This is a genomic window from Nocardioides sp. (assembly GCF_004803405.1).
GTDB lineage: Bacteria > Actinomycetota > Actinomycetes > Propionibacteriales > Nocardioidaceae > Nocardioides > Nocardioides vastitatis.
Genome location: NZ_SSXI01000113.1, coordinates 1 through 26,932 on the forward strand (window position 1 = coordinate 1; position 26,932 = coordinate 26,932).

Here is a 26,932-nt window from a genome sequence, read left to right on the forward strand (position 1 = left end):
GCCGGCCCATGTGGCCGTCGTGGCCGTCCTCGCCGCGACGGGGCTCGCTGTCACCGCGTGGTGGGTGGCGCGGGACCGTCCTGAACCGGTCGCGCCGGTGTCCGCGCAGCCGGCCGCGCCGCTGGTCGGAGGAGAGACGCTGGCGCCGGTGTCGCCCTCGTCCTCGGCGTCCCGCGGCTCGGTCACCGTCGACGTGGCAGGCGAGGTGCGCCGGCCCGGGATCGTCGTGCTCGACCACGGAGCGCGGGTCACGGACGCGTTGAAGGCGGCGGGCGGAGCGCGGCGCGGCGTGGACCTGACCTCGCTCAACCTGGCGAGGGTGCTCGTCGACGGAGAGCAGATCCTGGTCGGTGGTCCCCGCGGTGGTTCCCCGGCCGCGGGCGTGACGGCGGGCGCACCGGGCAGGTCCGGAGCCCTGGTCAACCTCAACACCGCCGGCCAGGCCGAGCTGGAGACGCTGCCCGGAGTCGGGCCCGTCACGGCGCAGGCGATCATCGCCTGGCGAGAGACGACCGGTGGGTTCACCAGCATCGACGAGCTGCTCGAGGTCGACGGGATCGGTGAGAAGACGCTGGCGTCGCTGACCCCGCACGTGACGGTGTGAGCCGGTGCGGCGTCGCGACCTGGGCATGGCACCGTGCACGGCCGGGCCGGCGAGGGCCGGGGAGTCACACGACCTCCGGATGCCGGCGCTCGCGCTGGCTGCCTGGGCGGGCGGGATCGCCGCCTACCTCGTGGGACCGCCGGGCGGCTGGTGCCTGGTCGTCCTGGCCGCAGCCGGTCTGCTGCTCGGTGGGGCCGGACGTGGCCGGCCGCCGTCCGCACGCCGACGGCTGGCGGTCGGCGGACTTCTCCTGGCCGCAGCGATCTTCACCAGCACGCTCCTGCGCCACCACGCGGTGAGCTCGGGGCCGCTGCACGCGCTGGCGGCCGAGCGTGCCACCGCGGACCTGGTGGCAACGGTGGTCTCCGACCCGCGCGCGGTGCAGGGTCCATGGGGCGCACTGGTCGTCGTACGAGTGCGGGTGGAGACGGTGACGGCACGAGGTGCGACCCACCGGCTGGGTGGGACGGTCGCGGTGCTGGGTGACCCCGCCTGGACAGAGGTGTCGCTGGGCGAGCGGGTGGTCGCGGAGGGGCGTCTCGCGCCGGCGGACAACCCGGACGAGGCCGCGCTCCTCACCGGTGCCCGGCCACCGGTCCGGATCCGCGGCCCGGACCCCTGGTGGCGGGTGACCGGGGCGGTGCGGAGCTCCATCCGCCGGGCGGTCGCCCATCGCCCGCCGGCACAGGCCGGCCTCGTTCCGGCGCTCGTCGTCGGCGATGACGCCGAGCTGTCGTCCGAGGTCGAGCAGGACTTCCGCACGACCGGCCTCACCCATCTCACCGCGGTCTCGGGCACCAACCTGACTCTCGTCGTCGGTGCGGTGCTCCTGCTGGCCCGTCGGCTGGGGGTGCGCGGTCGTTGGCTCACCGTCGTCGGCATCCTCGGGATCGTCGGCTTCGTGCTCCTCGCGCGCACCGAGCCGAGCGTGCTGCGGGCTGCGGCGATGGGGACCGTCGGGCTGTTCGCGTTCGGTCCGGACGGGCGTCGGCGCGGCCTGCGCGCCCTGGCCGTCGCCGTGGTCGGTCTGCTGCTCCTGACCCCGGCGCTCGCGGTCACGGCCGGGTTCGCGCTCTCGGTGCTCGCGACGGGCGGGATCGTGCTGCTGGGACCGCCGATCGCCGGCGCGCTGGGCCGGTGGCTCCCGCCCGGTGTCGGGGAGGCGATCGCGGTCCCGACGTCCGCCCAGCTCGCCTGCACTCCGGTGATCGCCGCCCTGTCCGGCGAGGTGAGCCTGGTCGCCGTCCTCGCCAACCTCCTCGCCGGCCCGATGGTGGGTCCGGCGACGGTGCTCGGGCTGCTCGGAGGCCTCGTCGGCCTGGTCTCGCCGACAGCCGGTCGACTCCTGGGCACCACGGCTGCCTGGTGCGTCGCCTGGATCGTTGAGGTCGCCGAGCGTGGTGCGGCGTTGCCGGGCGCCTCGGTCGGCTGGGGCAGCGGGTTCGCCGCGTTGACGCTGCTGGTGGCGCTCTGCGTCGTCGTCGCCCTGATGCTGCCGGTGCTGCTCCGCCGGCCCGCGGTCGGTGCGGGAGTCGGCGTCCTGATGCTGGTCGTCGTGCTGGGCGTCCCAGGGCGGCTGTGGTCGTCGGCGACGTTCGGCTGGCCGCCTGACGGTTGGGTCCTGGTCGCCTGCGACGTCGGCCAGGGCGACGCCCTCGTCGTGTCCGCCGGTCCCGGGACCGCGATCGTCGTGGATGCAGGTCCCGACGGTGACACCGTCGACGGCTGCCTCGACCGACTGCGCATCGAGCGGGTGCCGCTCGTGGTGCTCACCCACTTCCACGCCGATCACGTGACCGGGCTCGAGGGGATCCTGCGCGGCCGACGTGTCGCCGCCGTCGAGACGAGCCCGGTGCTGGACCCGCCGGCCGGCGCCGGCGAGGTCCGTCGGACGACCCGACGAGCCGGCGTCCCGCTGACGACGGCGGCCTACGGCGTCACGCGGCGGTACGGCGACACGACCGTGCAGGTCGTCCACCCCGACATCGCGGGCCCCGTCGGCGGGGCCGGGGACGGCAGCTCGGCCAACGATGCGAGCGTGGTCCTGCTCGTCGAGGCGGCCGGCGTGCGGATGCTCCTGACCGGCGATCTCGAGCCGCCCGGGCAGGCCCGGCTGGCGGGGCTCCTCCGCGACCTCGACGTGGACGTGCTCAAGGTGCCGCACCACGGCAGCGCACACCAGGACGACGACTGGCTCGCCTCCCTTCGTCCTGAGCTCGCCGTGGTCTCGGTCGGGGCGGACAACGACTACGGCCACCCGGCACCGGGCCTGCTGGCCACCCTGGAGGCGGCCGGGGCTGAGGTGCTGCGCACCGACGAGAGCGGGGACATCGCGATCCTGGTCGACGAGAGGGGGAGGGCGGTTTCCCTCACCCGTGACTAGCCGACCCGACCCGCTCCGAGCGGAGCCGTCCAGGCCGTCCAGGCCCTCGCAACGCTGTCGGGAGCGTGTGGGAAGGTGGGCGCATGCGGGCGGCGGACGTGCTGGGACGAGTCATCCTGGTCACCGGCAAGGAGGAGTTCCTCGGCGCACGTACCGTCGACGAGGTCAGGGCGGCGGTCCGCGCGCACGACCCCGAGGCCGAGTTCGCCGACAGCCCCGCAGCCGACCTGACGCTCGGCACCTTGGGCGAGATGTCGGCAGCGTCGCTGTTCTCCGCGATCCGCTGCGTCGTGGTGCGGGGCCTGGAGAACCTCCCCGAGGAGTCTGTCGACGGAGTCCTCGCCTACGCCGCGGAGCCGGTGGACGACGTTGCCCTGGTCCTCGTGCACGGCGGCGGGCAGAAGGGCAGCGGTCTGCTCACCAAGCTCCGCAAGCTCGCCACGGTGACCGAGCACAAGTCCGAGGAGCTCAAGCCCTCGGACTTCCCGGGCTTCGTCGCCAACGAGGTCCGTCGCTACGGCGCGACCATCGACCGCGACGCTGCCGACGTCCTGATCGAGGCGATCGGCCGGGACCTGCGGTCGCTCGCGGCGGCCGCGCACCAGCTCACCAACGACTTCCCCGGCGAGCGGATCGGCGAGGTCCAGGTTCGCCGCTACTTCGGCGGTCGGGCGGAGGCGAAGTCCTTCGCCGTGGCCGACGCGGCCTTCGGTGGGCGCGACCGTGCGGCGCTCGAGGAGCTCCGCTGGGCACTCGACGCCGGCACGGCGCCGGTGCTGATCACCTCCGCGTTCGCCGGCAGCGCCCGCGGCCTCGCTCGGCTCGTGAGCGCCCCGCGAGGGATGCGCGACGTCGACCTGGCTCGCGAGGTCGGGGTCCCGCCGTGGAAGCTGCGCTCGCTGCGCGACCAGGCCCGCGGCTGGTCCGAGCCCGGGCTCGCCCGCGCAGTGCGGGCGGTCGCCCAGGCCGACGCCGACGTCAAGGGTGCGGCCAGCGACGCGTCGTACGCCCTGGAGCGGCTGGTCCTGACGATCACCGGCCTGCGCGCCACCCGCTGACCGGCGTATCGGAAAACCACGAAGGGAGCCCCGCCGACGCGGGACTCCCTGACGTGATGGCTCCGGACCGGAGCCAGGAAGCTTCTCAGAGAGAGGCGGCCTTCTTCGCGATCGACGACTTGCGGTTCGCGGCCTGGTTCTTGTGGATGACGCCCTTCGAGGCGGCCTTGTCGAGCTTCTTGGACGCCTCGCGTGCGTACACGACGGCGTTGTCCTTGTCGCCGGCCTCGGCGGCCTCGCGGAACTTGCGGATCACCGTCTTGAGGTTGGACTTGACGGCCTTGTTGCGCTCGTGGCGCTTCTCGTTCTGCTTGTTCCGCTTGATCTGGCTCTTGATGTTCGCCACGTTGAATGCCTCTGTGTCGTGTGGATGTCTGGTCTGGTCCGGAGCGCGTCGCCGAATCCCTGGAGGGGGCCGCCGGGCAGGCGGAACCACACGGAGACGCGACCAGCAAGGCTAACAGCGGGGCGACACGCCCGCCAAAATGGGACGTCAGCGCGCCCAGCCGCGCCGCTCGGCGAGCCAGTCGTCGATCACGTCCCGCTGCCAGGCCTGCGCCTGGCGGACGTACGGCGAGGTCGGGGGCACCGGCTGCAGCGAGGAGGTCCAGAAATAGCCGAGGATCAGCGCCAGCGCGACGTCCAGGTGCTCGTCCGGGACTCCGGAGAGCAGGGGGTGGGCCGCGATGTGGGCGGCGACGTCGATCCCGTCGCCCCGCGGCCCGATCAGCAGGAGGAGGGAGTCGAACCAGGCGGCGCCGACGACCGGCCAGTTCCAGTCGCACAGGAGAGCGGTGCCGTCGGGTCGGATCAGGATGTTGTCGTCGCGGACGTCGGTGTGCACCAGCGTGTTGCCGTCGATCACCTCCGCGAACCGGCTGGCGAGCGCCTTGAGGTCGGCCGCCCGTGGGTGCCGGGTCTGGTCCCACAGGTCCGGCCAGGCCGCGAACTCGTCCGTCGCCCGCTGCAGGTCGACGCGCGGCGCGGGGGTCAGCGCCTTCGCTGCCTCGAGGACCGTGGCGGAGGCCAGCGCGAGGTCCTCGGGCGTCCAGGGGCGCCGGGGGGCCCGCGCGTCGACGTACTCGATCCCGAGGACCACCCAGTCGTCGCGGTCCTCCACCCACAGCAGACGCGGCGCCGGCGCCGCGGACGGCAGGGCCGCCAGCTTGCGCGCCTCCTCGCGGTAGGACTCGGCGAACGTCCGCTGCGCCTTGGCGGAGGCCGCCTTCACGAAGTGCTTCGAGCCGTCCTCGCAGGTCAGCACGGACGCGAAGCCGGGGGTGAAGCCTCCGCCCTGCGACTCCGCCTCCGCGACCGGTGAGCCGAGGTGGTCCTCGACCAGCGCCCGCACCTGCGGTGGCAGGTGCACCCACGCGAGGCGGCGTGCGGTCCGGCCGTGCGGGATCCGTGTCGGGAACACGGCGCCCATCATGGCCGGACCGGCGGCTCAGCGCACCGCTGGGTCCAGGGTGCGCGTGTAGATGGCGGCACCGGCCACGTCGCGGAGGGTGACGGTGAGCTGAGCGGTCCGGCTGTCGATCTCGACCTCCCCGAAGTACTGATGACCCAGCGCCGGGGAGGTGTTGGCCACTGGAGGCGCCGCCACGAAGTCCGCCACCGCCCCGAAGGTGCCGTCCAGCCGGTTGGGTCCGAAGGCACCTGCGTTGAGCGGCCCGGAGACGAACTCCCAGAACGGGTCGAACTCCTGGTACGCCGCGCGATCGGGGGAGTAGTGGTGCGCCGCCGTGTGGTGGACGTCCGCGGTGAGCCAGACGTGGTTGCGGATCCCCATCCGGGACAGCCCGGTCAGCACCCGGGCGATGTCCGCCTCGCGGCCGAGCGGCGCCCCGCCGTCGCCCTGAGCGATGCCCTCCTGCGCCGCGGCCCCGTCGGGGACGATCAGGCCGATCGGCAGGTCCGCCGCGATCACCTTCCACGTCGCCCTCGACCGGTCGAGCTCGCGCAGCAGCCACTCGGTCTGCCGGTCGCCGAGCACGCCGCCGTCGCGTGCGGCGGCACCGGACTCGTTGTTGGCCGTGTTCGGGTCCTTGTGGGTGCGCATGTCGAGCACGAAGAGGTCGAGGTGCGGGCCGTAGCGGAGCACCCGGTAGACGCGGCCCTCCGGGTCCGGCGAGATCGGCGCCACCGGGACGTACTCGTGATAGGCCTGCCGGGCCCGCGCGGCGAGCACGTCGACCCGCTTCTCGCTGTAGCGCGCGTCGGCGAGGATCTCGCCGGGATACCAGTTATTGGTGACCTCGTGGTCGTCCCACTGGCCGACCTGGGAGGTCTCCGCCAGGAAGGCGCGCCAGTTGTCGGCCATCAGGTTGTAGCGGTACTGCCCGCGGAACTCGTCGAGGGTCTCGGCGACCTTCGTCTTCTCCGGAATCACCAGGTTGCGCCACGTCGACCCGTCGGGGAGCGCCACCGTCTCCTGGACCGGCCCGTCGGCGTACACGGTGTCGCCGCTGCAGAGGAAGAAGTCGGCGTTGCGGGCCCGCATGGCGTCGGCGATCCGGAAGCCGCCGTACTCCGGGTTGACGCCCCAGCCCTGGCCGGCGATGTCGCCGGACCAGAGGAAGCGGATGTCGTCGCGGCCGGTGGGCGCGGTGCGCAACCGACCGACGACGGCCTCGCTCGTCGCCTTGTGGTCGTGGAGGTCGACCACCCGGATCCGGTAGTGGAGGTCGGTGCCCGCGGGCAGGTCGTGCAGCTGGATGGTCCCGGTCAGGTCACTGGCCGGCGTCACCACCGGGCCTCGCACCCTGCGGACCTTCCGGAAGGACGGGTCGCGGCTGATCTCGGCGACCAGCCGCGACGGGCGGTCCGCCTTGGCCCACAGCACGGCCGAACCGGCGCGGACGTCGCCGGACTGCACGCCCAGGGGGAGCGCAGGGCGGTCCCGGCGGACGAGGAGGGGCGAGGCGGCGCTGCGCGCCGGGACGGAGAGGCCCGCCGTGCCGGCGACGACGGCGCTTCCGGCGAGTCCGAGGAGGACGCCGCGACGGTCGAGGTGAGGGGTGGGGGAGGTGTCCGGGTGCATGCCCGCAGGCTGTCGTCGTACGACGAACGCAGGACCGTCGGGAAGGGGAGCCGGGGGTAAACCGGTGGCGAACGGTTGACCTCGACCGGTCCGGTGCGAGGGCCGCTGCCCGAGGTGTAGCCGTCCACGTCCTGGGTAGCCTCGCGTCCGTGAACGACCAGCAGTCAACGCGACAGTCGCCCGCTCCACCCGTCGTCTACCTTCCCGTGCAGACCGACGCCGACGGGCAGGTCACGGACGTCAAGATGCTCAAGCTCGGCGACGGCCGGGTCGCCCTGCTGGCCTACACCGCCCTCGACCGCCTCATCGACGCGTGGGGCGACCACCAGTCGTGGCTGCTCTTCGAGACGCGCAAGGTGGACGACATCAGGCAGGTCAAGCACTTCGACGTCAAGCTGCTCGACGTCGACGTGCCCGCGGAGCTCCGCCCCGGTCCGCCGCAGGACGTCAAGGCATGACCCTGCGACTCGACGCCGGCGCCGCAGAGATCATCGCCGGCGGTCACGACGACGCTGCCGCGAAGATCGACGAGGCGGCACCCAGCGCGCCCAAGAAGGTGGACGCCGGCTACGGCGGGGTCCACGTCGCCGAGATCCTGGCCGCGGTGAGCGAGACCGCGGGCGAGATCGCCGCCATCAACACCGGCATCGCGCTGCTCGTCCGCGACTGTGCCGACGACTACGGCCGCACCGAACAGGCGATCGCCGCGGAGTTCGACCGGATGGGCCGGCTCGGATGAGCCTGGACACCAAGGTCGAGGGCTCGCCGGCGGAGGTCACGGCCGCCGCCACCTGGCTGCGGGGCACCCTCGCGGACCGGGTGGGGAAAGCCGGCGACGAGCAGCAGGACGCCCGCAACTACGCCCAGGGCACCTGGGAAGGCGAGACCTACTCGTCCTACCGGAACGTCTCCGGCGACATCATGCGCGCCAACGACAAGCACGAGGAGCGGGTCAAGCGGGCCGCGACGGCGCTCGACGACTACGCGGCCAAGCTCAAGCGCCTCGAAGACGACATGAGGTCGATCCGGACCCGGGCGTCCGAGGGTGGGCTGACCGTCACCGTCACCGGCACCGTGATCTCGGAGCCACCGGCCGCGCCGGCGACGCCCTTCGAGGCCGGATCGCCGGAGGAGACCGAGTACAACAAGGCGGTCGACCGGATCGAGCTGTGGAACAGCCTCGTCAAGAACGCTGCCGCGGACTACCAGACGTTCGTGGACTGGGTCGACTCGACCATGCCGGCCGACGTCGCCGACGCCCGCAAGAAGGACGCCTCCGACACCGTGTTCGAGGCGATCTCGGCACTGTTCCCGAACTTCGCCAGCGGAGCGGGAGCGGGCCTCGCCGGGTGGGGGCTGCTCAACAAGTCCAAGGACTACAGGGCAGACGCGGCGGAGTACCGCCGCAAGACCCGTGTCTCGGGCAACCCGGCCGTCCGGAACCGCCTCAACACGCCGCAGGGCCAGTCCCAGCTCGACGATCTGCTCAAGAAGGCGGATCTCTTCGGGAAGGGCGCGAGGGTCCTCGGTGGCCCGGCCGGCATCCTGATCGACCTCGGTTTCGGCGTCTACGAGGGCACGCAGACGGGCGACTGGGAACGGGTCGCGGTGACCACCGGCACCAGCATCGCCGTCGGGGTCGGGGTCGGCCTGCTGGTGACAGCGGGCGTCGTCACGGCCCCGGCGTGGGCGGTCGTCCTGGCAGGCGGCGCCCTGGCGGCCGGCGGATCCTGGTTGGCGGGCACGATCTATGACAACTGGGACGACATCACCGACTGGACCTCCGACACGTGGGACGACGCGACGGACGCCATCGGCGACGCGTGGGACTCGGTGACCCCGTGGTGAGCCGGCGGCGCCTGATCCCCCTATGGTGGACCGCGACGGTGCTCACACTCCTTGTCCTCGGGACGCTCGTCGGCCTGGTGATGGCCCTCGTCGCCGACGGTGCCTTGGCGTGGTCCGGTGCGGCCGTGCTCGTCGCGTTCGCCTCCTTGCTGGTCGCGGCGATCCCCGCGCTCGTTCGACCGCGACGACGACGGGAGCCGGAGGTGGCCGCCGACGGCACCCGGGTCTTCCGTGCCCCGGTGCCCGTCGTGGCGGGACTGCTCGTCGCCTGGTCGATGCTCTTGGGCGTGGCGGCGCTGTGGGCCTACCTCGCGGTGACGGACTTCGACGCCCTCGAGTCGCCGGGCTTCGCCCTCGTGACGATCGTCGGCGCACTCGCCTCGCTGCCCGACCTGGTCCGCCTGGTCACCGGCCGGCTGCACCGATGGACCCTCGAGCTGGGCCCGTCCTCGGTGTCCTACCGCGGCTACCGGACCGACGTCACGGTGCCCTGCCGCGACCTGCGCGGCGCCGCCATCCAGCGACGCAACCCCGCCGGGGTGAGGATCGACCTGCGCGCGGCGGCCGAGGACATCGTCGTGCCGATCACCGCCTTCGACGTCCCGGCCGAGCAGCTGGTCGAGGAGGTCCATCGCGCGCGCAAGGCGGCCTCGGGCCGCTGACCCGAGGCCGGTTCGAGCGCCCCCGGTCAGCAGGATTCACGTGAGGCGTCCCGCCTTTGGAAGAATGGCCGGACCATGCCCGCCACCCCTGCCCCGCAGCCCGGTCGTACCGACCCCGCGATCATCCGCAACTTCTGCATCATCGCGCACATCGACCACGGCAAGTCCACGCTCGCCGACCGGATGCTGCAGCTCACGGGCGTCGTCGGAGAGCGTGAGGCCAAGGCGCAGTACCTCGACCGGATGGACATCGAGCGAGAGCGCGGCATCACGATCAAGTCGCAGGCCGTTCGGATGCCGTGGACGGTCACTCCCGAGAACGCGGCGGGCGCCGAGCCGGGCACCTACATCCTCAACATGATCGACACCCCTGGCCACGTCGACTTCACCTACGAGGTGTCCCGGTCGCTGGAGGCCTGCGAGGCGGCGATCCTGCTGGTGGACGCGGCCCAGGGCATCGAGGCGCAGACGCTCGCCAACCTCTACCTGGCGATGGGTGCCGACCTGCACATCATCCCGGTGCTCAACAAGATCGACCTGCCGTCGGCCAACATCGAGAAGTACGCCGCCGAGCTGGCCAACCTTGTCGGCTGCGAGCCCGAGGAGGTGCTCCTCACCTCCGCCAAGACCGGAGTGGGCGTCGAGGCGCTGCTCAACGAGATCGTGAAGCAGGTCCCGGCTCCGGTTGGTGACGCCGACGCGCCGGCGCGCGCTCTGATCTTCGACTCGGTCTACGACACCTACCGCGGAGTGGTCACCTACGTCCGGGTGGTCGACGGCTCGCTGAAGCACCGCGACCGGATCAAGATGATGTCGACCGGCGCCGTGCACGAGATGCTCGAGGTCGGTGTGATCAGCCCGGAGCCGATGAAGGCGCTCGAGCTCGGGGTCGGCGAGACCGGGTACCTCATCACCGGCGTGAAGGACGTCCGCCAGTCCCGGGTCGGTGACACGGTCACCAGCCAGCACCACGGCGCGACCGAGCCGCTCGGCGGGTACGCCCATCCCAACCCGATGGTGTACGCCGGGCTCTACCCGATCGACGGCGACCAGTACCCCGAGCTCCGCGACGCGCTGGAGAAGCTCCAGCTCAACGACGCCTCGCTGACCTACGAGCCCGAGACGTCCGGTGCGCTCGGGTTCGGCTTCCGCTGCGGCTTCCTCGGCCTCCTGCACATGGAGATCACGCGTGAGCGGCTCGAGCGCGAGTTCAACCTCGACCTGATCTCCACCGCCCCCAACGTGGTCTACGAGGTGATCATGGAGGACGGCTCGGAGCTCACGGTGACCAACCCGAGTGAGTACCCCGACGGTAAGATCCGCGAGGTCCGCGAGCCGATCGTGTCCGCGACGATCCTCGCGCCCTCCGACTACATCGGCACGATCATGGAGCTGTGCCAGCAGAAACGAGGGACGCTGCTCGGCATGGACTACCTGTCCGAGGACCGCGTGGAGATGCGCTACACACTCCCGATGGGCGAGATCGCCTTCGACTTCTTCGACCAGCTGAAGTCGAAGACCAAGGGCTACGCCTCGCTCAACTACGAGCGGTCCGGCGAGCAGGCCGGCGACCTGGTCAAGGTCGACATCCTGCTCCAGGGCGAGCCGGTGGACGCGTTCTCCGCGATCGTCCATCGTGAGGCCGCCTACTCGTACGGCGTGATGATGGCCTCGAAGCTCAAGGAGCTGATCCCGCGCCAGCAGTTCGAGGTGCCGATCCAGGCCGCCATCGGCGCCCGCGTGATCGCCCGCGAGAACATCCGTGCCATCCGCAAGGACGTGCTTGCCAAGTGCTACGGCGGTGACATCACCCGCAAGCGGAAGCTGCTCGAGAAGCAGAAGGAAGGCAAGAAGCGGATGAAGATGGTGGGCCGGGTCGAGGTGCCGCAGGAGGCCTTCGTCGCCGCGCTCTCCAGCACCGGCCCGCCGGGCGACAAGCCGAAGAAGTAGCACCGTTCGCGTCCCGGCCGAGCTCGACCGTCAGCGCCACCTCGGCCCGGAGTGGGCCCGGTGGCTCGATCGGCTCCCGGCGATCCTCGACGAGCTGCTCGAGGCCTGGGAGCTCACGGTCGAGGACGAGGCTTGGCACGGCTTCTGCTCGCTCGTCCTGCCCGTCGTCACTGCGCGCGAGGACCGGGCGGTGCTGAAGATCGGGCTCCCGGACGACGAGTCCGAGCACGAGCACCTCGTCCTGCAGCGCTGGCGCGGCAGGGGAGCGGTGCGGCTGCTGCGCAGCGACCCGTCCCGGCGTGCCGTGCTGCTCGAGCGGCTCGACCGTCACGACCTCTCCGATCACTGGGACGTCGAGGCCTGTGAGATCGTGGCCGGCCTCTACCGCATCCTGCACGTGCCGGTGATGCCGCAGCTCCGCACGCAGGCGTCGTACGTCGCCCGGTGGGCCGCCGCGCTGGCCGCGGACGCGAAGACCGTGCCGGTGCCACGTCGGATGGTCGACCAGGCGCTCGCGCTGGCGCGCGACCTGTGCGCCGAGCCGGCCACGGCGGTGATCCACGGTGACCTCCACTACGGCAACGTCCTCCTGGGGGAGCGCGGCGGGGAGGAGCGGTGGCTGGCCATCGACCCCAAGCCGACGAACGGCGACCCGCACTACGAGCTCCTGCCGATGCTCGGCAACCGGTTCGAGGACTACACCGGGCCGGGCACGACCGGGTCGGCGCGCGACGGGATCCGTCGGCGGTTCCACACCCTCCTCGATGCCGCGGACCTCGACGAGGGACGAGCGCGGGGCTGGGTGATCGTGCGCAGCATCCTCCGCGCTCACTGGGTGCACGGGGCCGCGGTCGGCGCGGGGCGCGAGCCGACCGCCCGGGAGCAGGACCACATCACCCGGTGCATCATGATCGCCAAGGCGGTCCAGGACTGAACTGCGACGCTCCTCCGAAGGTCGCTCATGTCAGGGGTCCTGCTACCGCGCACCCCTGAAGTGATCTAGGTTACTGCTCAGTCAGTAGTCGGTCTCGGGACGAGCATGCAGGAGCGTCATGCCCATCAATCACGACACGAGTTTCCTCGACCACATGCCGCAGAACTGCGCTGTGCAGTTCCTCGACAGGGTCGAGTCCAGTCCGGACCGTGAGGCCTTCCGGTTCCCCCGGGGGGAGGCCTGGGAGTCGGTCACCTGGCGACAGGCCGGAGACCGGGTGCGGCGTCTGGCAGCGGGCCTGATGGCCCTCGGTCTCGAGTCCGAGCAGCGGGTCGGCATCGCCGCGTCCACGCGCTACGAGTGGATCCTCGCCGATCTCGCGATCATGTGCGCAGGTGGCGCGACCACGACCGTCTACCCGACCACCGGGGGCGACGACACCGCGTACATCCTGGGCGACTCCGAGAGCCGCTTCGTCTTCGCCGAGGACGAGTCCCAGCTCGCCAAGCTGCGCGACCACCGCGAGGAGCTCCACGGGATCGCCAAGGTGATCACGTTCGACGACACGCTGGCGGACGGGGAGTGGGTGATCTCCCTCGAGCAGCTGGCCGAGCTGGGCGACGGCTACCTCACCGAGCACCCGGACGCCATCGAGCAGGTCACCAAGGACATCCAGCCCGACCAGCTCGCGACACTGATCTACACCTCCGGGACCACCGGCAAGCCGAAGGGCGTGCGCCTGCTCCACCGCGCCTGGGTGTTCGAGGGCGAGGCGATCAAGGCGCAGGACATCCTCCACGAGGACGATCTCCAGTTCCTCTGGCTGCCGATGGCCCACTCGTTCGGCAAGGTGCTGCTCTCCACCCAGCTCGCCTGCGGCTTCGCGACCGCCATCGACGGACGCGTCGACAAGATCGTCGAGAACCTCGGCATCGTGAAGCCCACGTTCATGGGCGCCGCGCCGCGCATCTTCGAGAAGGCGCACGCCCGGATCGTCACCATGCAGGCCTCGGAGGGTGGCGCGAAGGAGAAGATCTTCAAGAAGGCGTTCGAGGTCGGCGTCAAGGTCGACCGGCTGCAGCGTGAGGGCAGGTCGGTTCCGCTGCTGCTCAAGCTCCAGCACGGCCTCTTCGACAAGCTGGTCTTCAGCAAGGTGCGGGAGCGCTTCGGTGGCCGGGTGAAGTTCTTCATCTCGGGGTCGGCCGCGCTGAACGCCGAGATCGCGGAGTGGTTCCACGCCGCCGGCATCCTCATCCTGGAGGGCTACGGCATGACCGAGAACGCCGCCGGCGCCACGGTCGGGCACCCGCAGGACTACAAGATCGGCACCGTCGGCCACGCGTTCCCAGGCACCGAGGTGCGGATCGGCGAGAACGACGAGGTCCAGCTCAAGGGCCCGCATGTCATGGCGGGCTACCACAACCTTCCCGACGCGACCGCCGAGGCGTTCACCGAGGACGGCTGGCTGCGGACCGGTGACAAGGGTGCGATCGACGAGGACGGCTTCCTCCACATCACCGGTCGCATCAAGGAGCTCTTCAAGACCTCGGGCGGCAAGTACATCGCCCCGCCCGCCGTCGAGGCGAAGTTCAAGGCGATCTGCCCCTACGTCAGCCAGTTCATGGTCTTCGGCGCCGAGCGCAACTTCGTCTCCGCACTGATCACCCTCGATCCCGACGCTCTCGCCGCCTGGGCGGCGGAGAACGGGATGGAGGGGGCGTCGTACACCGAGCTGGTCCGTTCGGAGAAGGTCAAGGCGATGGTCGGCGAGTACGTCGACGAGCTCAACCAGCAGCTCAACCGCTGGGAGACCGTGAAGAAGTGGGAGCTGCTCGACCACGACCTCACCATCGAGTCCGGCGAGCTCACGCCGTCGCTGAAGGTGAAGCGCAACGTCGTGGAGGCCAACAACAAGGACCTGATCGACGGCTTCTACTCCTAGGGAGCCTGGCCGAGTCTTGGGCAGTCACAGGACGCTCACAGGGGACGCACAGATCGCCCGGGTTGGCTGGCGACATGAGCGAAACTGAAGAGCACGACCTCGGCCTCTCCCACGACCTGCCGCGCTTGATGGCACGGCGCGGGCTGCTCGGACTCGGTGTCGGCCTGGGCGTCGCGGCCGTCGCCGGCTGCAGCGCCCAGGACGCTGCGACGACAGACAGCTCCAGCGCCACGTCGACCCAGCCCGCGGGCGCACCCCCGTCCGACGGAGGGATGGGCGCACCCCCGCCTGACGGCGGGATGGGCGGCGAGTCCGGCGTCGAGGTCGCCGACGGGGAGATCCCCGAGGAGACCGCCGGTCCCTATCCGGGCGACGGCAGCAACGGGCCGAACGTGCTGTCGGAGTCGGGGGTGGTCCGCAGCGACATCACCACGAGCTTCGGCTCGGCGTCCGGAGTCGCCGAGGGCGTGCCCCTGACCGTGACGCTGACGGTGCTCGACCTCAACGGTGAGAACGTGCAGCCGATGGCAGGCGCCGCGGTGTACCTCTGGCACTGCGACCGGGAGGGCCGCTACTCGCTCTACGACGACGGCGTGACCGAGGAGAACTACCTGCGCGGTGTCCAGGAGACCGACGCCGACGGGCGGCTGACCTTCACCACGATCTTCCCGGGCTGCTACACCGGCCGCTGGCCGCACATGCACTTCGAGGTCTACGAGACCCTGGCCAAGGCGACCAGCGCCGAGAACAAGCTGCGGACCTCGCAGCTGGCACTGCCTCAGGACGTCTGTGACGAGGTCTACGGCAGCGCCGAGGGCTACGACGCCAGTGTCGGGAACCTGTCGCAGCTGTCGATCGACAGCGACAACGTCTTCAGCGACGGCTATTCGCTGCAGATGGCGAAGGTGACCGGATCGGTCGAGGACGGGTTCACCGCGACGCTCAACGTGCCGATCTGAGCAGGGCTCTGAGAGACTGGGCGGGTGCCGTCCGCGCTGCCCGAGGGCGATCCCGTCCCCACCGACGGCTCCTTGCCGGAGTCGGCGCTTGCGCAGCTCGGACGTCGCCGCCTGGGCTTCTACGTGCACGTGCCGTTCTGCCGGGTGCGCTGTGGCTACTGCGACTTCAACACCTACACCGCCGAGGAGCTGGGACCCGGAGTCTCACGGTCGTCCTACGCCGACCAGGTCGTCGCCGAGGTACGACGCTCGCGGCTCGTGCTGGGCACCGCGGACCTCCCGGTGGCGACGGTCTTCCTCGGCGGCGGGACGCCGACCCTGCTCGACCCGGCCGACCTCGGCCGGATGGTCACCGCGATCGACCAGGAGTTCGGGCTGGCCCCGGACGTCGAGGTGACGACGGAGGCCAACCCCGACTCGGTGGACCGCGACCGGCTCGAGCGGCTGAGGGAGGCGGGCTTCAACCGGATCTCCTTCGGCATGCAGTCGGCCGTGCCGCACGTGTTGGCCGTGCTCGACCGCACGCATGACCCGGAGCGTGTCCCCACGGTGGTGGAGGCCGCGCGACAGGCCGGCTTCGACCAGGTCAGCCTCGACCTGATCTACGGCACGCCGGGGGAGAGCGGCGAGGACTGGGCGGCGACCCTGGACGCCGCGCTCGCCTGCGAGCCCGACCACGTCTCGGCCTACTCCCTGATCGTGGAGGAGGGGACGGCGCTCGCCCGGCGGGTGCGCCGAGGTGAGCTGCCGATGCCGGACGACGATGACCTGGCCGACAAGTACGTCCAGGCCGACGAGCAGCTCAGCGCGGTCGGCCTGGACTGGTACGAGGTGTCGAACTGGGCGCGCGACGACGCGGCTCGCTGCCGCCACAACCTGGGCTACTGGACCGGGGCGGACTGGTGGGGCGTCGGGCCCGGTGCCCACTCCCACGTCGGGGGAGTGCGCTGGTGGAACGTCAAGCACCCCGTCGCCTACGCGGCACGCCTCGCCGAGAACCTCAGCCCCGCCCAGGCGCGGGAGGTGCTCGACGACGAGACCCGGCGGCTCGAGCGGGTGCTGCTCGAGGTCCGGCTCCGTGACGGGCTCGATGTCGACGTACTCCCGGTGCCGGAGGTGCTCCCCTCCCTTGCCGCCGCCGGCCTGGTCGAGGACCGGGCCGACCGGGTCGTGCTGACCCGTCGTGGCCGGCTGCTCGCCGACGGCGTGGTGCGATCCCTGCTCGGGTGACGGCGACGTGCCCTACGCTCGCCGGCATGGGTGAGACGTACCCGCCGCCGCAGGAGCCGGACCCGGCGACGCCGTACCAGCCGTACCAGCCGCCGCAGCGCGTGCCGCAGACGGAGGACCGCCTGCCCGGTTGGTCCGGGGCCTACGCGGTGCCGGGTCCGTACCCGATCGGCTACGGCACCGACCCGGTGACCGGTCGGCCGCTCTCGGACAAGACCAAGGTCGCCGCGGGCCTGCTGAACCTGCTCCTGCCGTTCGTCGGCATCTGTGGTGTCGGGCGTCTCTACCAGGGACGGGTCGCGATCGGGCTGACCCAGCTGCTCGGTGCCGTGGTGAGCGCGCTGCTCGTGTGCGTGCTGATCGGGTTCTTCACCTACCCGATCTTCTGGGTCTGGTCGGTGCTGGACGGGATCGTGATCCTCGCCGGTCGCCCCACCGACGCGCAGGGCCGCCTGCTGCGCTGACGGTCGTCGGTGCTCGACCGGGACGGTCAGGCGGTCACGAAGTCGATCAGCTCCTCGACCCGGCCGAGGAGGTCGGGCTCGAGGTCGGCGTACGAGCCGACCTTCGACAGGATGTGCTTCCAGGCGCGGGCGATGTCGGCCTGGTCGCGGTGCGGCCAGCCGAGCTGCTGGCAGATGCCCTTCTTCCACTCGACGTTGCGCGGGACGGAGGGCCAGGCGCGCAGCCCGAGCCGCTCGGGCTTCACGGCCTGCCAGACGTCCACGAACGGGTGACCGACGATCCGGACGTGCGGGCCGTTGGGGCCGCGGGCGATGGCATCGGCGATCCGGGACTCCTTGGAGCCCCGGACGAGATGGTCGACGAGCACGCCGACCCTTCGCTCGGGTCCGGGCCGGAAGGAGACCAGGTGGTCGGCGAGGTCGTCGACACCACCGAGGTACTCCACGACCACGCCCTCGATCCGCAGGTCGTCGCCCCAGACCTTCTCGACGAGCTCGGCGTCATGTCGTCCCTCCACGAAGATGCGGCTCGCCCGGGCCACCCGCGCCTTCGCGTCGTGGACGGCGATCGAGCCGCTCGCGGTGCGTGTCGGCGCCGCGGGACCGGCCTTGCGGACCGGCGCGGTCAGGATGACCGGCCTGCCCTCGAGCAGGAAGCCCGGACCCAGGGGGAAGGTACGACGCCTGCCGCGCCGGTCCTCGAGGGTCAGGGTGTGCAGGTCCCGGTCGACGGCGACGATCTCCCCGCACCAGTCCGCGGTCACCTCCTCGACGACCTGGCCGATGTCCGCGGGCGCCTCCACGGCGCGTCCACGCTTCGGCACGTTCCAGTCACCGGCCAGCACGTCGGTCCCGTAGCGATCCACGACGGACAACCGTAGGTCGTCGCCAGGGCTCGGCCACGGTGCCGCGCCGGGACCTCCAGGGTCAGCTCTTCTGCGCCCCGGGGGACTCCTCGGGCGGCGGCGGGTCGGCGGTCTCGCCGTCGGTCCCGACCCCTTCCGCCGGAGCGTAGGCCGTCTCGTCCTCGGGCTTGCCCTCCTCCTCGAGGAGCCCCTCGGCCGTCTCGCCCGGGGGCAGGCCCTCGGCGAGCGGGTTGTCCTCGCTCGGGACCAGGTCCTCGGGCAGTGCCTCGTCCGGGACTCCGACCTGTCCGGCCTGCTTGCTCTCGTCGTTGTGGCTCATGGGGAGGCGGTACCCGCCTCAGACCAGCGGCAGTCGCCTCGCGCCGCGGGGCAGCTGCGCGTAACCGATGCGGACGGCGTCCTCGAGCGACTCGGTCGGATAGGGCCACTCCGCGCTGGCGAGCGCCTCGGCCAGCGGCACGCCGCGCGAGGCGAGGTCGCGGATCGTCTCGCCGACGGCCCGGATCCCGTCGCACTGTTCCTCCACGAACCCCCGGTCCACGACGGCGCCGTGACCCGGCACGACCACCGAGGCGGGGGTCAGCAGGCCCAGCACGAGGTCGAGGGTCTGCGCCCACTCCAGCGGAAAGCTGTCGGCGCCGAACGCCGGGGGAGCCGACTCCTCGACCAGGTCGCCGGCGAGCAGCACGTCGGCATCGGGCACCCGAACCACCAGGTCGCCGGCAGTGTGCCCGCGGCCCGGGTGCACCAGCTCGACCTGGCGGTCGCCGATGTCGATCACCGCGGCGCTGGAGAACGTCCGGTTCGCGGGCAGGATCGCCGTCGCGAGCACCTCGGCCGCGCGAGGGTCCGTTGAGGCTCGATACTGCTCCATGATCCGCTCGCCCGCGGTGACCGTGCGTGCGGCGGCCTCGTCGGTGGCGTGGATCGGCAGGTCGTCGTACTCCTCGGCGAAGGTGGCGTTGCCGAAGGTGTGGTCGAAGTGCTCGTGGGTGTTGACGACCGCGACGACCTCGCCGGCGCCGAGCGCGCGGACGTCTGCGACGACCTCCCGGGCGGCCGCGGCCGAGGCGTGGGTGTCCACGACGACCAGGCCCCGCTGGCCGCCGACGACGGTCACGTTGACGTCGAACCAGGGGTAGCGGGAGACCCAGACCCGGTCGGCGACCTCGGTGAACGGCACCTGCTCAGGCTAGGGGCTCGGCCCAGCGAGTCCAACCGGCCCCGGCTGGACCCGGCTGGACCCGGCTAGCCCAGAACTAGCCCCGAACTAGCCCCGAACTAGCACAGACCGGCATGCAGCTCGGTGCGCAGCAGCTCCCCGAGCTCCTCGGCGCTCCGCGCGGAGCGGGCGAACGTCAGCTCCGAGCGGTGCCCACCGGAGGCGTCCACCCACTGCAGCTCGACGCCGTCGGCGCGGAGGTCGGCAAGGTGCACTCCGGCGATCTCGGCCACGCGGGTACCGGTCGTCGTGGAGACCGCGCGACGCAGCTCGTCCTGGTGGCAGCTGTTGGCGTGCTCGGCCGAGCGCTGCAGGAAGCCGCGGTTGAGGTCGTGCTCGCGGGAGACGAAGTCGGCGAGCGGGACCCGGAAGCTGGCGCCATCCGGGGCGCTGGCCCGCGACAGCAGGACGTAGCCCAGGTGGAGCGAGACCCGCATCCGGACCTCGCCGCAGCACGGGCAGTCCTCGAGACCGGTCGCCTCGAGCCGGCCGTACAGGGTGAGTGATGCCTCCCGGTCGGGGGAGCCGGCGCTGCCGAGCCCGCTGCCGACGGTGAGTACGGCGCCGCGGCGGTCGGTGGCGGCCTGGCCCAGGGCCGAGCCGGCGGGACAGGAGAAGACCGGACGGCCACTGTGGTCCTGCAGGTCGAGGTCGGGCTCGTCGAGACCGGCGACCACGTCGTCGACCCCGTCGACGACCAGCTGCACCTCCTGGGGACAGGCGAGGATGCTCCGCGCCGCAGCCGCGAGGCGGCTCACGTCGACTCGTCCGGTGTCGATGCCGGGACCGGGGGTCACGTCCGACTCCTTCCGCCGTGGTGCTTGATAAGGTGAGCCTAACCTACACCGTAGGCGTCGGGGATGGCTCGCCGGCTGGATCGGCGATCGCCGGTCACCGCTTTGGTGCCGCCGAGCGCTACGATTGGCACTCGTCGAAGTGGAGTGCCAAGCAAGGGGGTGGGCATGCAGGAGGACCGCAGGCTCGCTGTCCTGCGAGCGATCGTCGAGGACTACGTCGCCACCGAGGAGCCCGTCGGCTCCAAGGCGCTCGTTGAGCGGCACCACCTCAACGTCTCGCCGGCAACGATCCGCAACGACATGGCCGCGCTGGAGGACGAGGGCTACCTCGCCCAGCCCCACACCAGTGCCGGACGGGTGCCGACCGACAAGGGCTACCGGCTGTTCGTCGACCGCCTCTCCACCGTGAAGCCCATGACGGCCGCCGAGCGTCGGGCGATCGCGAGCTTCCTCGACGGCGCGGTCGACCTCGACGACGTCGTGCACCGGTCGGTCCGGTTGCTCGCACAGCTGACGCGCCAGGTCGCGGTCGTGCAGTACCCCACGCTCTCGCGCTCCACCGTGCGCCACATCGAGGTCGTGGCGCTCACGCCGACTCGCCTGCTGCTCGTGCTGATCCTCAGCAGCGGTCGCGTGGAGCAACGCCTGGTGGATCTCGAGGCGGGGCTCGGCGAGGACGAGCTGGCCGCCTTGCGCACCCGGCTCAACCTCGCAGCCACCGGTGAGGTGATCGCCGAGGCGACCGCCGCGCTCGACGCCCTGGCCCGGCACACGCCCGGCAGCCCGGAGCCCACGAGGTCGACGGTCGCCGTGGTGGAGGCGCTCATCGAGGCGATGAGCGACCACCGCTCCGACGAGCGGATCGCGGTCGGGGGCACCGCGAACCTCGCCCGGTTCGGCGACAGCTTCGACACCTCGGTGAAGCCGCTGCTCGAGGCGCTGGAGGAGCAGGTCGTGCTGCTCAAGCTGCTCGGCGAGGCCACCGGCGGGGGCACAGTGACGGTGCGGATCGGCGCCGAGGGTCCCTACGAGCAGCTGGCGTCGACCAGTGTCGTCGCGACGGGCTACGGCCCCGACGACGCGCTTGCCTCGCTCGGCATCGTGGGCCCGACCCGGATGGACTACCCCGGAACGATGGCGGCGGTGCGCGCGGTGGCACGCTACGTGTCGCGCATCCTCGACGAGAGCTGAAAGCGAATAGCCACGTGAGCCAGGACCTCTACGAGCTGCTGGGTGTCGACCGCAATGCGGACGCGGACACCATCAAGAAGGCCTACCGCCGCCTCGCCCGGCAGCTCCATCCCGACGTCAACCCCGACGCCGAGAGCCAGGAGAAGTTCAAGCAGGTGTCGGCCGCCTACGAGGTGCTGTCCGACCCGCAGAAGCGTTCAGCCTACGATCGCGGCGCCGACCCGTTCGGCGGCGGCTTCGGCGGCCAGGGCGCCGGCTTCTCGTTCACCGACATCATGGACGCCTTCTTCGGCGGCACTCCCGGCGCCGCCGGCGGGCGTGGACCGCGCCCCCGGGTGCGGCGGGGCCAAGACGCCCTGATTCGGCTGGAGGTCGACCTGGCCGAGGCCGCCTTCGGCGTCTCTCGCGAGCTCAAGGTGGACACCGCGGTCCGATGCTCGACCTGTGGCGGCGACGGCGCTGCGCCCGGCAGCCACCCGGTGCCCTGCGAGACCTGCCGGGGCGCGGGCGAGGTCGCCCACGTCCAACGCTCCTTCCTCGGCGAGATCCGCACCCTGCGCCCGTGCGCCGCCTGTCGCGGGTACGGCTCGATCATCCCCGACCCCTGCCGCGAGTGCGCGGGCGACGGCCGGGTCCGCTCGCGTCGCAGCCTGACCGTGAAGATCCCTGCCGGCGTCGACACCGGCACCCGGGTCCAGCTCGCCGAACAGGGCGAGGTCGGTCCCGGCGGCGGCCCGGCCGGCGACCTCTACGTCGAGATCCACGTCGCGCCGCACCCGGTCTTCATCCGCAACGGCAACGACCTGCATTGCACGGTCTCGGTGCCGATGACCGCCGCGGCGCTCGGCACCACGATCACGATGCCCACCCTCGAGGCCGACCTCGAGCAGGGCGCGGGCTCCGGGGTGGAGACGGACTTCGAGCTCCCCATCCCGCCCGGCACGCAGTCCGGCCACGAGATCACGCTGCGCGGTCGAGGCGTTCCAGGCCTGCGCGGCGGCCGCGGTGACCTGATCGTCACGGTCGCGGTGGAGACCCCCGCCCGTCTCGACGCCCGCCAGGAGCAGCTGCTCCGTGAGCTCGCGCAGATCCGTGGCGAGGAGCAGCCCGCCGGGGCGATGCGGCCCGCGCACAAGTCGGTCTTCGGTCGGCTCCGCGACGCGTTCACCGCGCACTGACCCGCGGGCCCAGGCCGAGCCGGTGACCCTGCCCCAGCACCTCGTCCCGTCCCTGGACGGCGTCGCCCCCGGCGATGCCGTGACCGTCGAGGGGGACGAGGCGCACCACGCCGTCGTCGTACGACGCCTGCGGCTGGGCGAGGCCGTGCAGCTCGCCGACGGCGCGGGCCGCGTGGTGACCGGCGCGGTGAGCGCGACCGGGAAGCGGGCGTTCACGGTGGTCGCCGCCGAGGTCGTCGACCATCCCGAGCCGCAGCCCCGGCTCGTCGTCGTGCAGGCACTGCCCAAGGGCGACCGCGGCGAGCTGGCCGTCGAGGTGCTCACCGAGATCGGTGTCGCCCGAATCGTCCCGTGGGCGGCGGCGCGCAGCGTCGCCGTGTGGAAGGGAGAGCGCGCCGCGAAGTCGCATGCGAAGTGGCAGGCCACGGCTCGCGAAGCCGCGAAGCAGTCACGCCGGGCGTGGCACCCCGAGGTCACTCCGCTGGCGTCGACCGCCGACCTGGCCGCCCTGGTCGCCGGCGTCGACCTCGCCGTCGTACTCCACGAGGACGCCACCGAGCCCCTGCCGGCGATCGCGGTGCCGCAGGACGGCGAGATCCTGGTCGTGGTCGGCCCGGAGGGCGGGCTCACCGACGAGGAGGTGGCGCACCTGGTCACCGCCGGCGCCGTCGCGGTACGGCTCGGCGCGGAGGTGCTCCGCACCTCGACGGCCGGCCTGGCCGCAGTCTCCGCGCTGTTGGCGCGGACGCCGCGGTGGGGCTGAGCGGGCTGCCGGTTTCCCAAGGTATGCAGGCGAACCTGCACATCCCTCGCCGTACAGCGCTAGGGAAGTGCAGGTTCGCCTGCATACCTTGAGAAACCGACCACGAACCGACCACGAACCGACCACTCACCGACCACGAGCCGACCCACCTACCGGGCCAGCAGGACCTCCACCCGCGCGACCTCCTCGTCGAGCTCAGCCCGCTCGCGCCTCGTCAGCGGTCGCAGCAGCTCGGCCACGACGACCCGGCCGTCCTCGACGCGCCAGAGCCCCTCGAGCCAGCCGTCGACGAAGAGCGTCATCAGCTGCGCGCCGTTGACGCCCATCCAGGCGACGCGCTTCTCGGGCTCTGTCACCCGGTTGCGGGCGGCGTGGGAGAGCCACACGTTGTCGTAGTTGCCCAGCAGTCGCACCGGCGCTGGTGCGTCCTCCTCGGCGGTCGGAGCATCCGCCACGTCGTAGAGGACCTTGCCGTCCTCGTCCTCGTGCACCTCCAGGTCGTCCATCGCCTTGAGCACCGGTCCGAGCCTGGTGATCGCTGTCCATGCCGTCACGTCGGCAGCGCTGGCCGGCCCGAACGCCCGCAGGTAGCGCCGCACGATCGCCGGCACGTCGGGGTCGCGCAGTGGCCCGCCGACCCAGCGGTCGACGAAGTCGTAGGTCACCGCGGTCGACCCGGTCGGCTTCCAGCAGCCGCGGGGCGGCAGCTGGGCGAGCACCTCGGTCACCCGCGCCAGCTGGCCGAGCTGCGCGGGTGAGTGCTCGGGGAAACGCTCGGCCAGGGCGGCGCCGAGCGCGCGCTGGGGGAGCGGGCCGTCGGCCAGCACCTCCCGCACCGCCGCCCGGAACGCCTCCCGGTCGACCGAGCGCGCGTCGCCGATCGCCTGGCTCTGCTTGATCTCGCGTTCGCGCACCGGGGCCGCCCACACCGGCAGGGTCAGCGCGTCCTCGGGCACATGCAGGTGGACCGTGTCGCGCAGGCTCAAGACCCGCACCAGCGAGCCGTCCTCGATCTGCTTGCTCACCATCCAGGGGTCGACGCTCTCGAGCCGCGCGGCAAGGGAGAGGTACGGCGGCAGCGACTCTTGTGCCTGCAGGCCCACCAGGTGCTGCACCATCGCCGTCGGCTCGGTCGCCTCCCGCTGGAGCAGGTGCTGGCGCAGCAGCAGCGTGCGGTTGAGGCGGCGACGAGTGAACCTCATGACGGCACGCTAGGGACCGGCACCGACATCGACCCCGCGTCAGCCGGTCACTGGACGGTGATCCGCTTGGTGTCCACGGTCGGTCCAGGGCCTTCGCCGTCGGACGGGTCGTCGGTCCGCGCGACGAACGTGTAGTCGCCCGGCGGCAGGCTGCTCGCGTCGACCTCGGTCCGCCACGGGTAGAGCTTGTCCATGTATCCCTCGGCCTGGGCGAAGCCCTCGAGCACGACCGTGCCGGCGGAGTCCTGCATCTCCCAGATCACGGTCGCCTCGAACGAGCTGGCCCTGCCCTCGGCGACGAAGCGGTCGGAGACGCCCGTGCCCTCCGCAGGCTCGGTGATGTTGACGAACGCAAGCACCTCGAGCTCGGGCGTGGCCTTCAGGCCGGCCCCGACCGTCACCCCGAGGAGCGTGGAGGCCGGCCTGCCGTCGTACTGCACCCGGACCGGGAGGCGCTTCCCGACGACGCCCTGAAGCGTGTAGACGAGCTGCTGCACGGCCAGCTTCGCCTGTGCGCGGTCGAGGCGGCCCTGCTCCAGCCAGGACTCCTCGGGGACCTCGACGACGATCGCGTCGGCCTCCAGGGTGACGGCGGTGAAGCGGCCGCCGGGCCACAGCGTGCGGTAGTCGGGGTCGACCGGGTCGCCCTGGGTGACCGCGGCCGCGGCCCCTACGAGTCGCTCGACGCCAGTGACGCGGGTGAACTCGCGGTACAGCCGGTCGCCACCGGGGGTGTCCCCGACGTAGTACACGGGGACCGCGGCCCCTTCGCCCATGCCGTCATCGGTCGGCCCGCTGGTGGGCTCGGTGGTCGCATCGGTGGTGGTGTCGGCGGCGCTCGGGGTGCTGGCGGGCGTGCTCGGCCGGTCGCCGGCGTCCCGGCTCTCGTCACCGCAGCCGGCCAGCAGGCCGAGTGCGAGAACCGCCCCGGTCAGGACGGACACGGTGCGTCTGGGGGTGTGCTGCATGGGCTCGATCCTCCCGCGATCGTTGGCTGGATGTCAGCGGACGGTGATCGTCCGCGTGTCGGCGGCGACCAGGTCGTCGGTGTCGGAGGTGACCTGGGCGGAGAGCACGTAACGGCCTGGCGCCAGATCGGAGAGGTCGATCGCACCGGTGTCCCAGCTGCGCTCGTCGACGGGGGCGGTGCCGGAGGCCACGACGGCGCCGTCCGACCCACGCAGCTCCCAGGAGACCTCACCCGGCGTCCGGTCCGCGACGGGCCCGACGGTGCCGCGGGCCACCAGGGCGTCGTCGGCCACGAGGCCCTCGGTGGGATCGCTGATGCTGACGGGTGCGCGGAGGCCGGGCATCCGCGGGACCAGCTGCTCTACCTCGACGCCGAGGATCGTGCGGACGGGCGCGTCCTCGTGCTCGAACGCGATGGGCAGGCTGCTCCCGGCGGCGGCCTCGGCGGTGTACACGGCCTGCTGCACCCCGAGTACGGCGTCCGCCCGGCCGGAGTCCGCTGCCGGCTCCAGCGCGGCGGCGGACACCTCGACGCTGATCCAGTCGTCGCCGACGGTGACGTCGGTGAACGCGCCGTCCGGCCACAGGGTCCGGTAGTCGGGATCGTCTGGCCCGGCGTCCGCCTCGAGCCGCTGCAGCGCGTCGAGCGCGAGAGCCGAGTCGTCGGCTGCGATCGGCACGCCCTGGAACTCCCGGAACAGGCGCGCCCCTGCAGGAGTGGCGCCGACGAAGTAGAGGGCGGCGGCCTGCGTGTCCGAGGGCGCCGGGGAGGCCGCAGGCGTGCGGTCGGCGCGATCGCCCTCGGTCAGGCCGACCCGCCCGGCCAGGACTCCGGTGGCCACGACCGCGGCGGTCGCCGTACCGGCCCCGAGGACCACCAGGACCCAGGGACGGTGCGGGCGGGAGGCGTGGGAGGTTCGCCGCCGGATCTCGCCGAGCCGGTCCTGCGGGGTCACGTCAGCGACCGCGTCGGAGAGGATCTCCCGCAACCGCGCCTCGTCGGGCCCGTGGCTCATCGCTCGCCTCCTCCCGGGTCGCGCTCGTCCAGCAGCGTTCGCAGGGCAGCTGCGCCACGGGAGGCATGGCTCTTCACGGCTCCCTTGCTGACACCGAGCGTCTGTGCGATCTCCGCCTCGGACATGTCGAGGAAGTAGCGCAGTGCCAGCACCTCGCGCTGGCGGCCGGGGAGCTGCTGCAGGGCGTCGAGGACCCACCGTCGGCGAGTCTCGGCGAGCACGGACTCGTCGGCGCCGGGCGCGGTCTCCTCGCCGTGCTGGCGGGCGAGGTGTCGGCGGACGACCCTCCGGTGCCGCAACGCCGATCGCGACCGGTTGACGACCGTCTGGCGGAGGTAGGGAAGAGCTCGGTCGGGGTCCTCGAGCCGGGACCAGCGACGGTGCAGCTCCACGAACGAGTCCTGCACGATCTCCTCGGCCTGACCTTGGTCGCGCACCAGCAGCACGGACAGACGCACCAGCTGGTCCCAGTGGTCGAGGTACAACCGCTCGACCGCCTCGTCGGCGTTCACGGCGGCGCTCACCAGCGCGCCGTGGTCGACACCTCGGTGGGCGCCCACGGCACTGCCCGCGAGGGTGCCGCCGCCGAGCACTGCATGGATCGTCACGCTAGTTCCACGCGCGAGCCCCGGAGGAGGTTGACGTCGGCGC

At 72.0% G+C, this 26,932-nt stretch carries 27 protein-coding genes; 16 read left to right on the forward strand and 11 right to left on the reverse strand.

Translation table 11 applies throughout. From position 1 onward, the window contains the following. The 3 genes from E7Z54_RS08170 to holA all read left to right on the forward strand — a co-directional run. Positions 1-604: helix-hairpin-helix domain-containing protein (locus E7Z54_RS08170; protein WP_206056075.1), on the forward strand; the 604-nt coding region annotated here is incomplete at its 5' end. 4 nt (positions 605-608) lie between these two features. Beyond that, positions 609-2,987 (forward strand): ComEC/Rec2 family competence protein, encoded by a 2,379-nt coding sequence (locus E7Z54_RS08175; protein WP_240769583.1) that lies wholly within the window; start codon positions 609-611, stop codon positions 2,985-2,987. 83 nt (positions 2,988-3,070) lie between these two features. After that, the gene (holA, locus tag E7Z54_RS08180; RefSeq protein ID WP_136432694.1) at positions 3,071-4,045 is read left to right on the forward strand and encodes a DNA polymerase III subunit delta; all 975 of its coding nucleotides are present in this window, start codon (positions 3,071-3,073) and stop codon (positions 4,043-4,045) included. A gap of 85 nt (positions 4,046-4,130) precedes the next feature. Here the strand turns inward: holA and rpsT are convergent, their stop codons facing one another. The 3 genes from rpsT to E7Z54_RS08195 form a co-directional block, all read right to left on the reverse strand. Beyond that, on the reverse strand, positions 4,131-4,391 hold the full coding sequence (rpsT, locus tag E7Z54_RS08185) for a 30S ribosomal protein S20 (protein ID WP_136432695.1): 261 nt from the start codon (positions 4,389-4,391) through the stop codon (positions 4,131-4,133). Positions 4,392-4,538: 147 nt separating this feature from the next. Then, positions 4,539-5,474 carry a phosphotransferase gene (locus E7Z54_RS08190; RefSeq protein WP_136432810.1) on the reverse strand — a complete coding sequence of 312 codons (936 nt, stop codon included), beginning with the start codon at positions 5,472-5,474 and terminating at the stop codon, positions 4,539-4,541. An 18-nt stretch (positions 5,475-5,492) separates the two neighbouring features. Beyond that, complete coding sequence (locus E7Z54_RS08195; protein ID WP_136432697.1) at positions 5,493-7,088, reverse strand: alkaline phosphatase D family protein; 1,596 nt, start codon at positions 7,086-7,088, stop codon at positions 5,493-5,495. Positions 7,089-7,237: 149 nt separating this feature from the next. Here E7Z54_RS08195 and E7Z54_RS08200 point away from each other — a divergent pair, with 149 nt between their 5' ends. From E7Z54_RS08200 to E7Z54_RS08245, 10 genes are all read left to right on the forward strand, one after another. Further along, a complete protein-coding gene (locus E7Z54_RS08200; protein WP_136432699.1) occupies positions 7,238-7,546 on the forward strand; it encodes an SAV_915 family protein in 309 nt (102 codons plus the stop codon). Beyond that, the gene (locus E7Z54_RS08205; RefSeq protein ID WP_136432701.1) at positions 7,543-7,827 is read left to right on the forward strand and encodes a hypothetical protein; all 285 of its coding nucleotides are present in this window, start codon (positions 7,543-7,545) and stop codon (positions 7,825-7,827) included. Before E7Z54_RS08200 ends, E7Z54_RS08205 begins: the two co-directional genes overlap by 4 nt. Continuing rightward, complete coding sequence (locus E7Z54_RS08210; protein ID WP_136432703.1) at positions 7,824-8,936, forward strand: hypothetical protein; 1,113 nt, start codon at positions 7,824-7,826, stop codon at positions 8,934-8,936. The genes E7Z54_RS08205 and E7Z54_RS08210 overlap by 4 nt, the downstream gene beginning before the upstream one ends. A gap of 38 nt (positions 8,937-8,974) precedes the next feature. Continuing rightward, positions 8,975-9,598: a hypothetical protein gene (locus tag E7Z54_RS08215; protein ID WP_136432705.1), complete on the forward strand. Its 624-nt coding sequence runs from the start codon at positions 8,975-8,977 to the stop codon at positions 9,596-9,598. Positions 9,599-9,673: 75 nt separating this feature from the next. Beyond that, positions 9,674-11,548, forward strand: a complete 1,875-nt coding sequence (gene lepA, locus E7Z54_RS08220; RefSeq protein WP_136432707.1) for a translation elongation factor 4 — start codon at positions 9,674-9,676, stop codon at positions 11,546-11,548. A gap of 94 nt (positions 11,549-11,642) precedes the next feature. After that, positions 11,643-12,482: an aminoglycoside phosphotransferase family protein gene (locus E7Z54_RS08225; RefSeq protein WP_276606211.1), complete on the forward strand. Its 840-nt coding sequence runs from the start codon at positions 11,643-11,645 to the stop codon at positions 12,480-12,482. Between the two features lie 118 nt (positions 12,483-12,600). Continuing rightward, positions 12,601-14,424, forward strand: a complete 1,824-nt coding sequence (locus E7Z54_RS08230; RefSeq protein WP_206056076.1) for an AMP-dependent synthetase/ligase — start codon at positions 12,601-12,603, stop codon at positions 14,422-14,424. Between the two features lie 74 nt (positions 14,425-14,498). Further along, on the forward strand, positions 14,499-15,383 hold the full coding sequence (locus tag E7Z54_RS08235; protein ID WP_136432711.1) for an intradiol ring-cleavage dioxygenase: 885 nt from the start codon (positions 14,499-14,501) through the stop codon (positions 15,381-15,383). A 24-nt stretch (positions 15,384-15,407) separates the two neighbouring features. Beyond that, entirely contained in the window at positions 15,408-16,613 is a 1,206-nt protein-coding gene (hemW, locus tag E7Z54_RS08240) for a radical SAM family heme chaperone HemW (protein ID WP_136432713.1), read from the forward strand. Between the two features lie 26 nt (positions 16,614-16,639). Beyond that, positions 16,640-17,077, forward strand: a complete 438-nt coding sequence (locus tag E7Z54_RS08245; protein ID WP_136432715.1) for a TM2 domain-containing protein — start codon at positions 16,640-16,642, stop codon at positions 17,075-17,077. A gap of 26 nt (positions 17,078-17,103) precedes the next feature. Here E7Z54_RS08245 and E7Z54_RS08250 read toward each other — a convergent pair whose 3' ends face one another. The 4 genes from E7Z54_RS08250 to E7Z54_RS08265 form a co-directional block, all read right to left on the reverse strand. After that, the gene (locus E7Z54_RS08250; protein WP_378527545.1) at positions 17,104-17,943 is read right to left on the reverse strand and encodes a DUF3097 domain-containing protein; all 840 of its coding nucleotides are present in this window, start codon (positions 17,941-17,943) and stop codon (positions 17,104-17,106) included. Between the two features lie 61 nt (positions 17,944-18,004). Continuing rightward, on the reverse strand, positions 18,005-18,262 hold the full coding sequence (locus E7Z54_RS08255; RefSeq protein WP_136432719.1) for a hypothetical protein: 258 nt from the start codon (positions 18,260-18,262) through the stop codon (positions 18,005-18,007). Between the two features lie 18 nt (positions 18,263-18,280). After that, on the reverse strand, positions 18,281-19,126 hold the full coding sequence (locus E7Z54_RS08260; RefSeq protein ID WP_136432721.1) for an MBL fold metallo-hydrolase: 846 nt from the start codon (positions 19,124-19,126) through the stop codon (positions 18,281-18,283). A gap of 98 nt (positions 19,127-19,224) precedes the next feature. After that, on the reverse strand, positions 19,225-19,962 hold the full coding sequence (locus E7Z54_RS08265; RefSeq protein ID WP_136432723.1) for a hypothetical protein: 738 nt from the start codon (positions 19,960-19,962) through the stop codon (positions 19,225-19,227). Between the two features lie 165 nt (positions 19,963-20,127). Between E7Z54_RS08265 and hrcA the strand changes: the two genes are divergently transcribed. From hrcA to E7Z54_RS08280, 3 genes are read left to right on the forward strand one after another with little or no spacing between them, the layout of a single operon-like run. Beyond that, positions 20,128-21,153, forward strand: a complete 1,026-nt coding sequence (gene hrcA / locus E7Z54_RS08270) for a heat-inducible transcriptional repressor HrcA (RefSeq protein WP_136432725.1) — start codon at positions 20,128-20,130, stop codon at positions 21,151-21,153. Between the two features lie 14 nt (positions 21,154-21,167). Continuing rightward, positions 21,168-22,331: a molecular chaperone DnaJ gene (dnaJ, locus tag E7Z54_RS08275; protein ID WP_136432727.1), complete on the forward strand. Its 1,164-nt coding sequence runs from the start codon at positions 21,168-21,170 to the stop codon at positions 22,329-22,331. 22 nt (positions 22,332-22,353) lie between these two features. After that, a complete protein-coding gene (locus E7Z54_RS08280; RefSeq protein WP_136432729.1) occupies positions 22,354-23,094 on the forward strand; it encodes a 16S rRNA (uracil(1498)-N(3))-methyltransferase in 741 nt (246 codons plus the stop codon). Between the two features lie 149 nt (positions 23,095-23,243). Here the strand turns inward: E7Z54_RS08280 and E7Z54_RS08285 are convergent, their stop codons facing one another. The 4 genes from E7Z54_RS08285 to E7Z54_RS08300 are packed head-to-tail and all read right to left on the reverse strand — an operon-like array spanning position 23,244 to position 26,889. Continuing rightward, entirely contained in the window at positions 23,244-24,296 is a 1,053-nt protein-coding gene (locus E7Z54_RS08285; RefSeq protein ID WP_136432731.1) for a winged helix DNA-binding domain-containing protein, read from the reverse strand. A gap of 47 nt (positions 24,297-24,343) precedes the next feature. Then, a complete protein-coding gene (locus E7Z54_RS08290; RefSeq protein ID WP_136432733.1) occupies positions 24,344-25,264 on the reverse strand; it encodes a Gmad2 immunoglobulin-like domain-containing protein in 921 nt (306 codons plus the stop codon). Positions 25,265-25,297: 33 nt separating this feature from the next. Then, complete coding sequence (locus E7Z54_RS08295) at positions 25,298-26,281, reverse strand: hypothetical protein (protein ID WP_136432735.1); 984 nt, start codon at positions 26,279-26,281, stop codon at positions 25,298-25,300. Then, the gene (locus E7Z54_RS08300; RefSeq protein WP_240769584.1) at positions 26,278-26,889 is read right to left on the reverse strand and encodes an RNA polymerase sigma factor; all 612 of its coding nucleotides are present in this window, start codon (positions 26,887-26,889) and stop codon (positions 26,278-26,280) included. Before E7Z54_RS08300 ends, E7Z54_RS08295 begins: the two co-directional genes overlap by 4 nt. Positions 26,890-26,932 lie beyond the last annotated feature (43 nt).

What these genes read in the sequence shown, in the direction of transcription:
- E7Z54_RS08290 (WP_136432733.1), bottom strand. Translation starts at nt 25,264, where the DNA reads ATGCAGCACACCCCCAGACGCACCGTGTCCGTCCTGACCGGGGCGGTT.
- E7Z54_RS08285 (WP_136432731.1), bottom strand. Translation starts at nt 24,296, where the DNA reads ATGAGGTTCACTCGTCGCCGCCTCAACCGCACGCTGCTGCTGCGCCAG.
- E7Z54_RS08210 (WP_136432703.1), top strand. Translation starts at nt 7,824, where the DNA reads ATGAGCCTGGACACCAAGGTCGAGGGCTCGCCGGCGGAGGTCACGGCC.
- hrcA (WP_136432725.1), top strand. Translation starts at nt 20,128, where the DNA reads ATGCAGGAGGACCGCAGGCTCGCTGTCCTGCGAGCGATCGTCGAGGAC.
- holA (WP_136432694.1), top strand. Translation starts at nt 3,071, where the DNA reads ATGCGGGCGGCGGACGTGCTGGGACGAGTCATCCTGGTCACCGGCAAG.
- lepA (WP_136432707.1), top strand. Translation starts at nt 9,674, where the DNA reads ATGCCCGCCACCCCTGCCCCGCAGCCCGGTCGTACCGACCCCGCGATC.
- E7Z54_RS08255 (WP_136432719.1), bottom strand. Translation starts at nt 18,262, where the DNA reads ATGAGCCACAACGACGAGAGCAAGCAGGCCGGACAGGTCGGAGTCCCG.
- E7Z54_RS08205 (WP_136432701.1), top strand. Translation starts at nt 7,543, where the DNA reads ATGACCCTGCGACTCGACGCCGGCGCCGCAGAGATCATCGCCGGCGGT.
- E7Z54_RS08190 (WP_136432810.1), bottom strand. Translation starts at nt 5,474, where the DNA reads ATGGGCGCCGTGTTCCCGACACGGATCCCGCACGGCCGGACCGCACGC.
- E7Z54_RS08195 (WP_136432697.1), bottom strand. Translation starts at nt 7,088, where the DNA reads ATGCACCCGGACACCTCCCCCACCCCTCACCTCGACCGTCGCGGCGTC.
- E7Z54_RS08230 (WP_206056076.1), top strand. Translation starts at nt 12,601, where the DNA reads ATGCCCATCAATCACGACACGAGTTTCCTCGACCACATGCCGCAGAAC.
- E7Z54_RS08235 (WP_136432711.1), top strand. Translation starts at nt 14,499, where the DNA reads ATGAGCGAAACTGAAGAGCACGACCTCGGCCTCTCCCACGACCTGCCG.
- E7Z54_RS08245 (WP_136432715.1), top strand. Translation starts at nt 16,640, where the DNA reads ATGGGTGAGACGTACCCGCCGCCGCAGGAGCCGGACCCGGCGACGCCG.
- E7Z54_RS08295 (WP_136432735.1), bottom strand. Translation starts at nt 26,281, where the DNA reads ATGAGCCACGGGCCCGACGAGGCGCGGTTGCGGGAGATCCTCTCCGAC.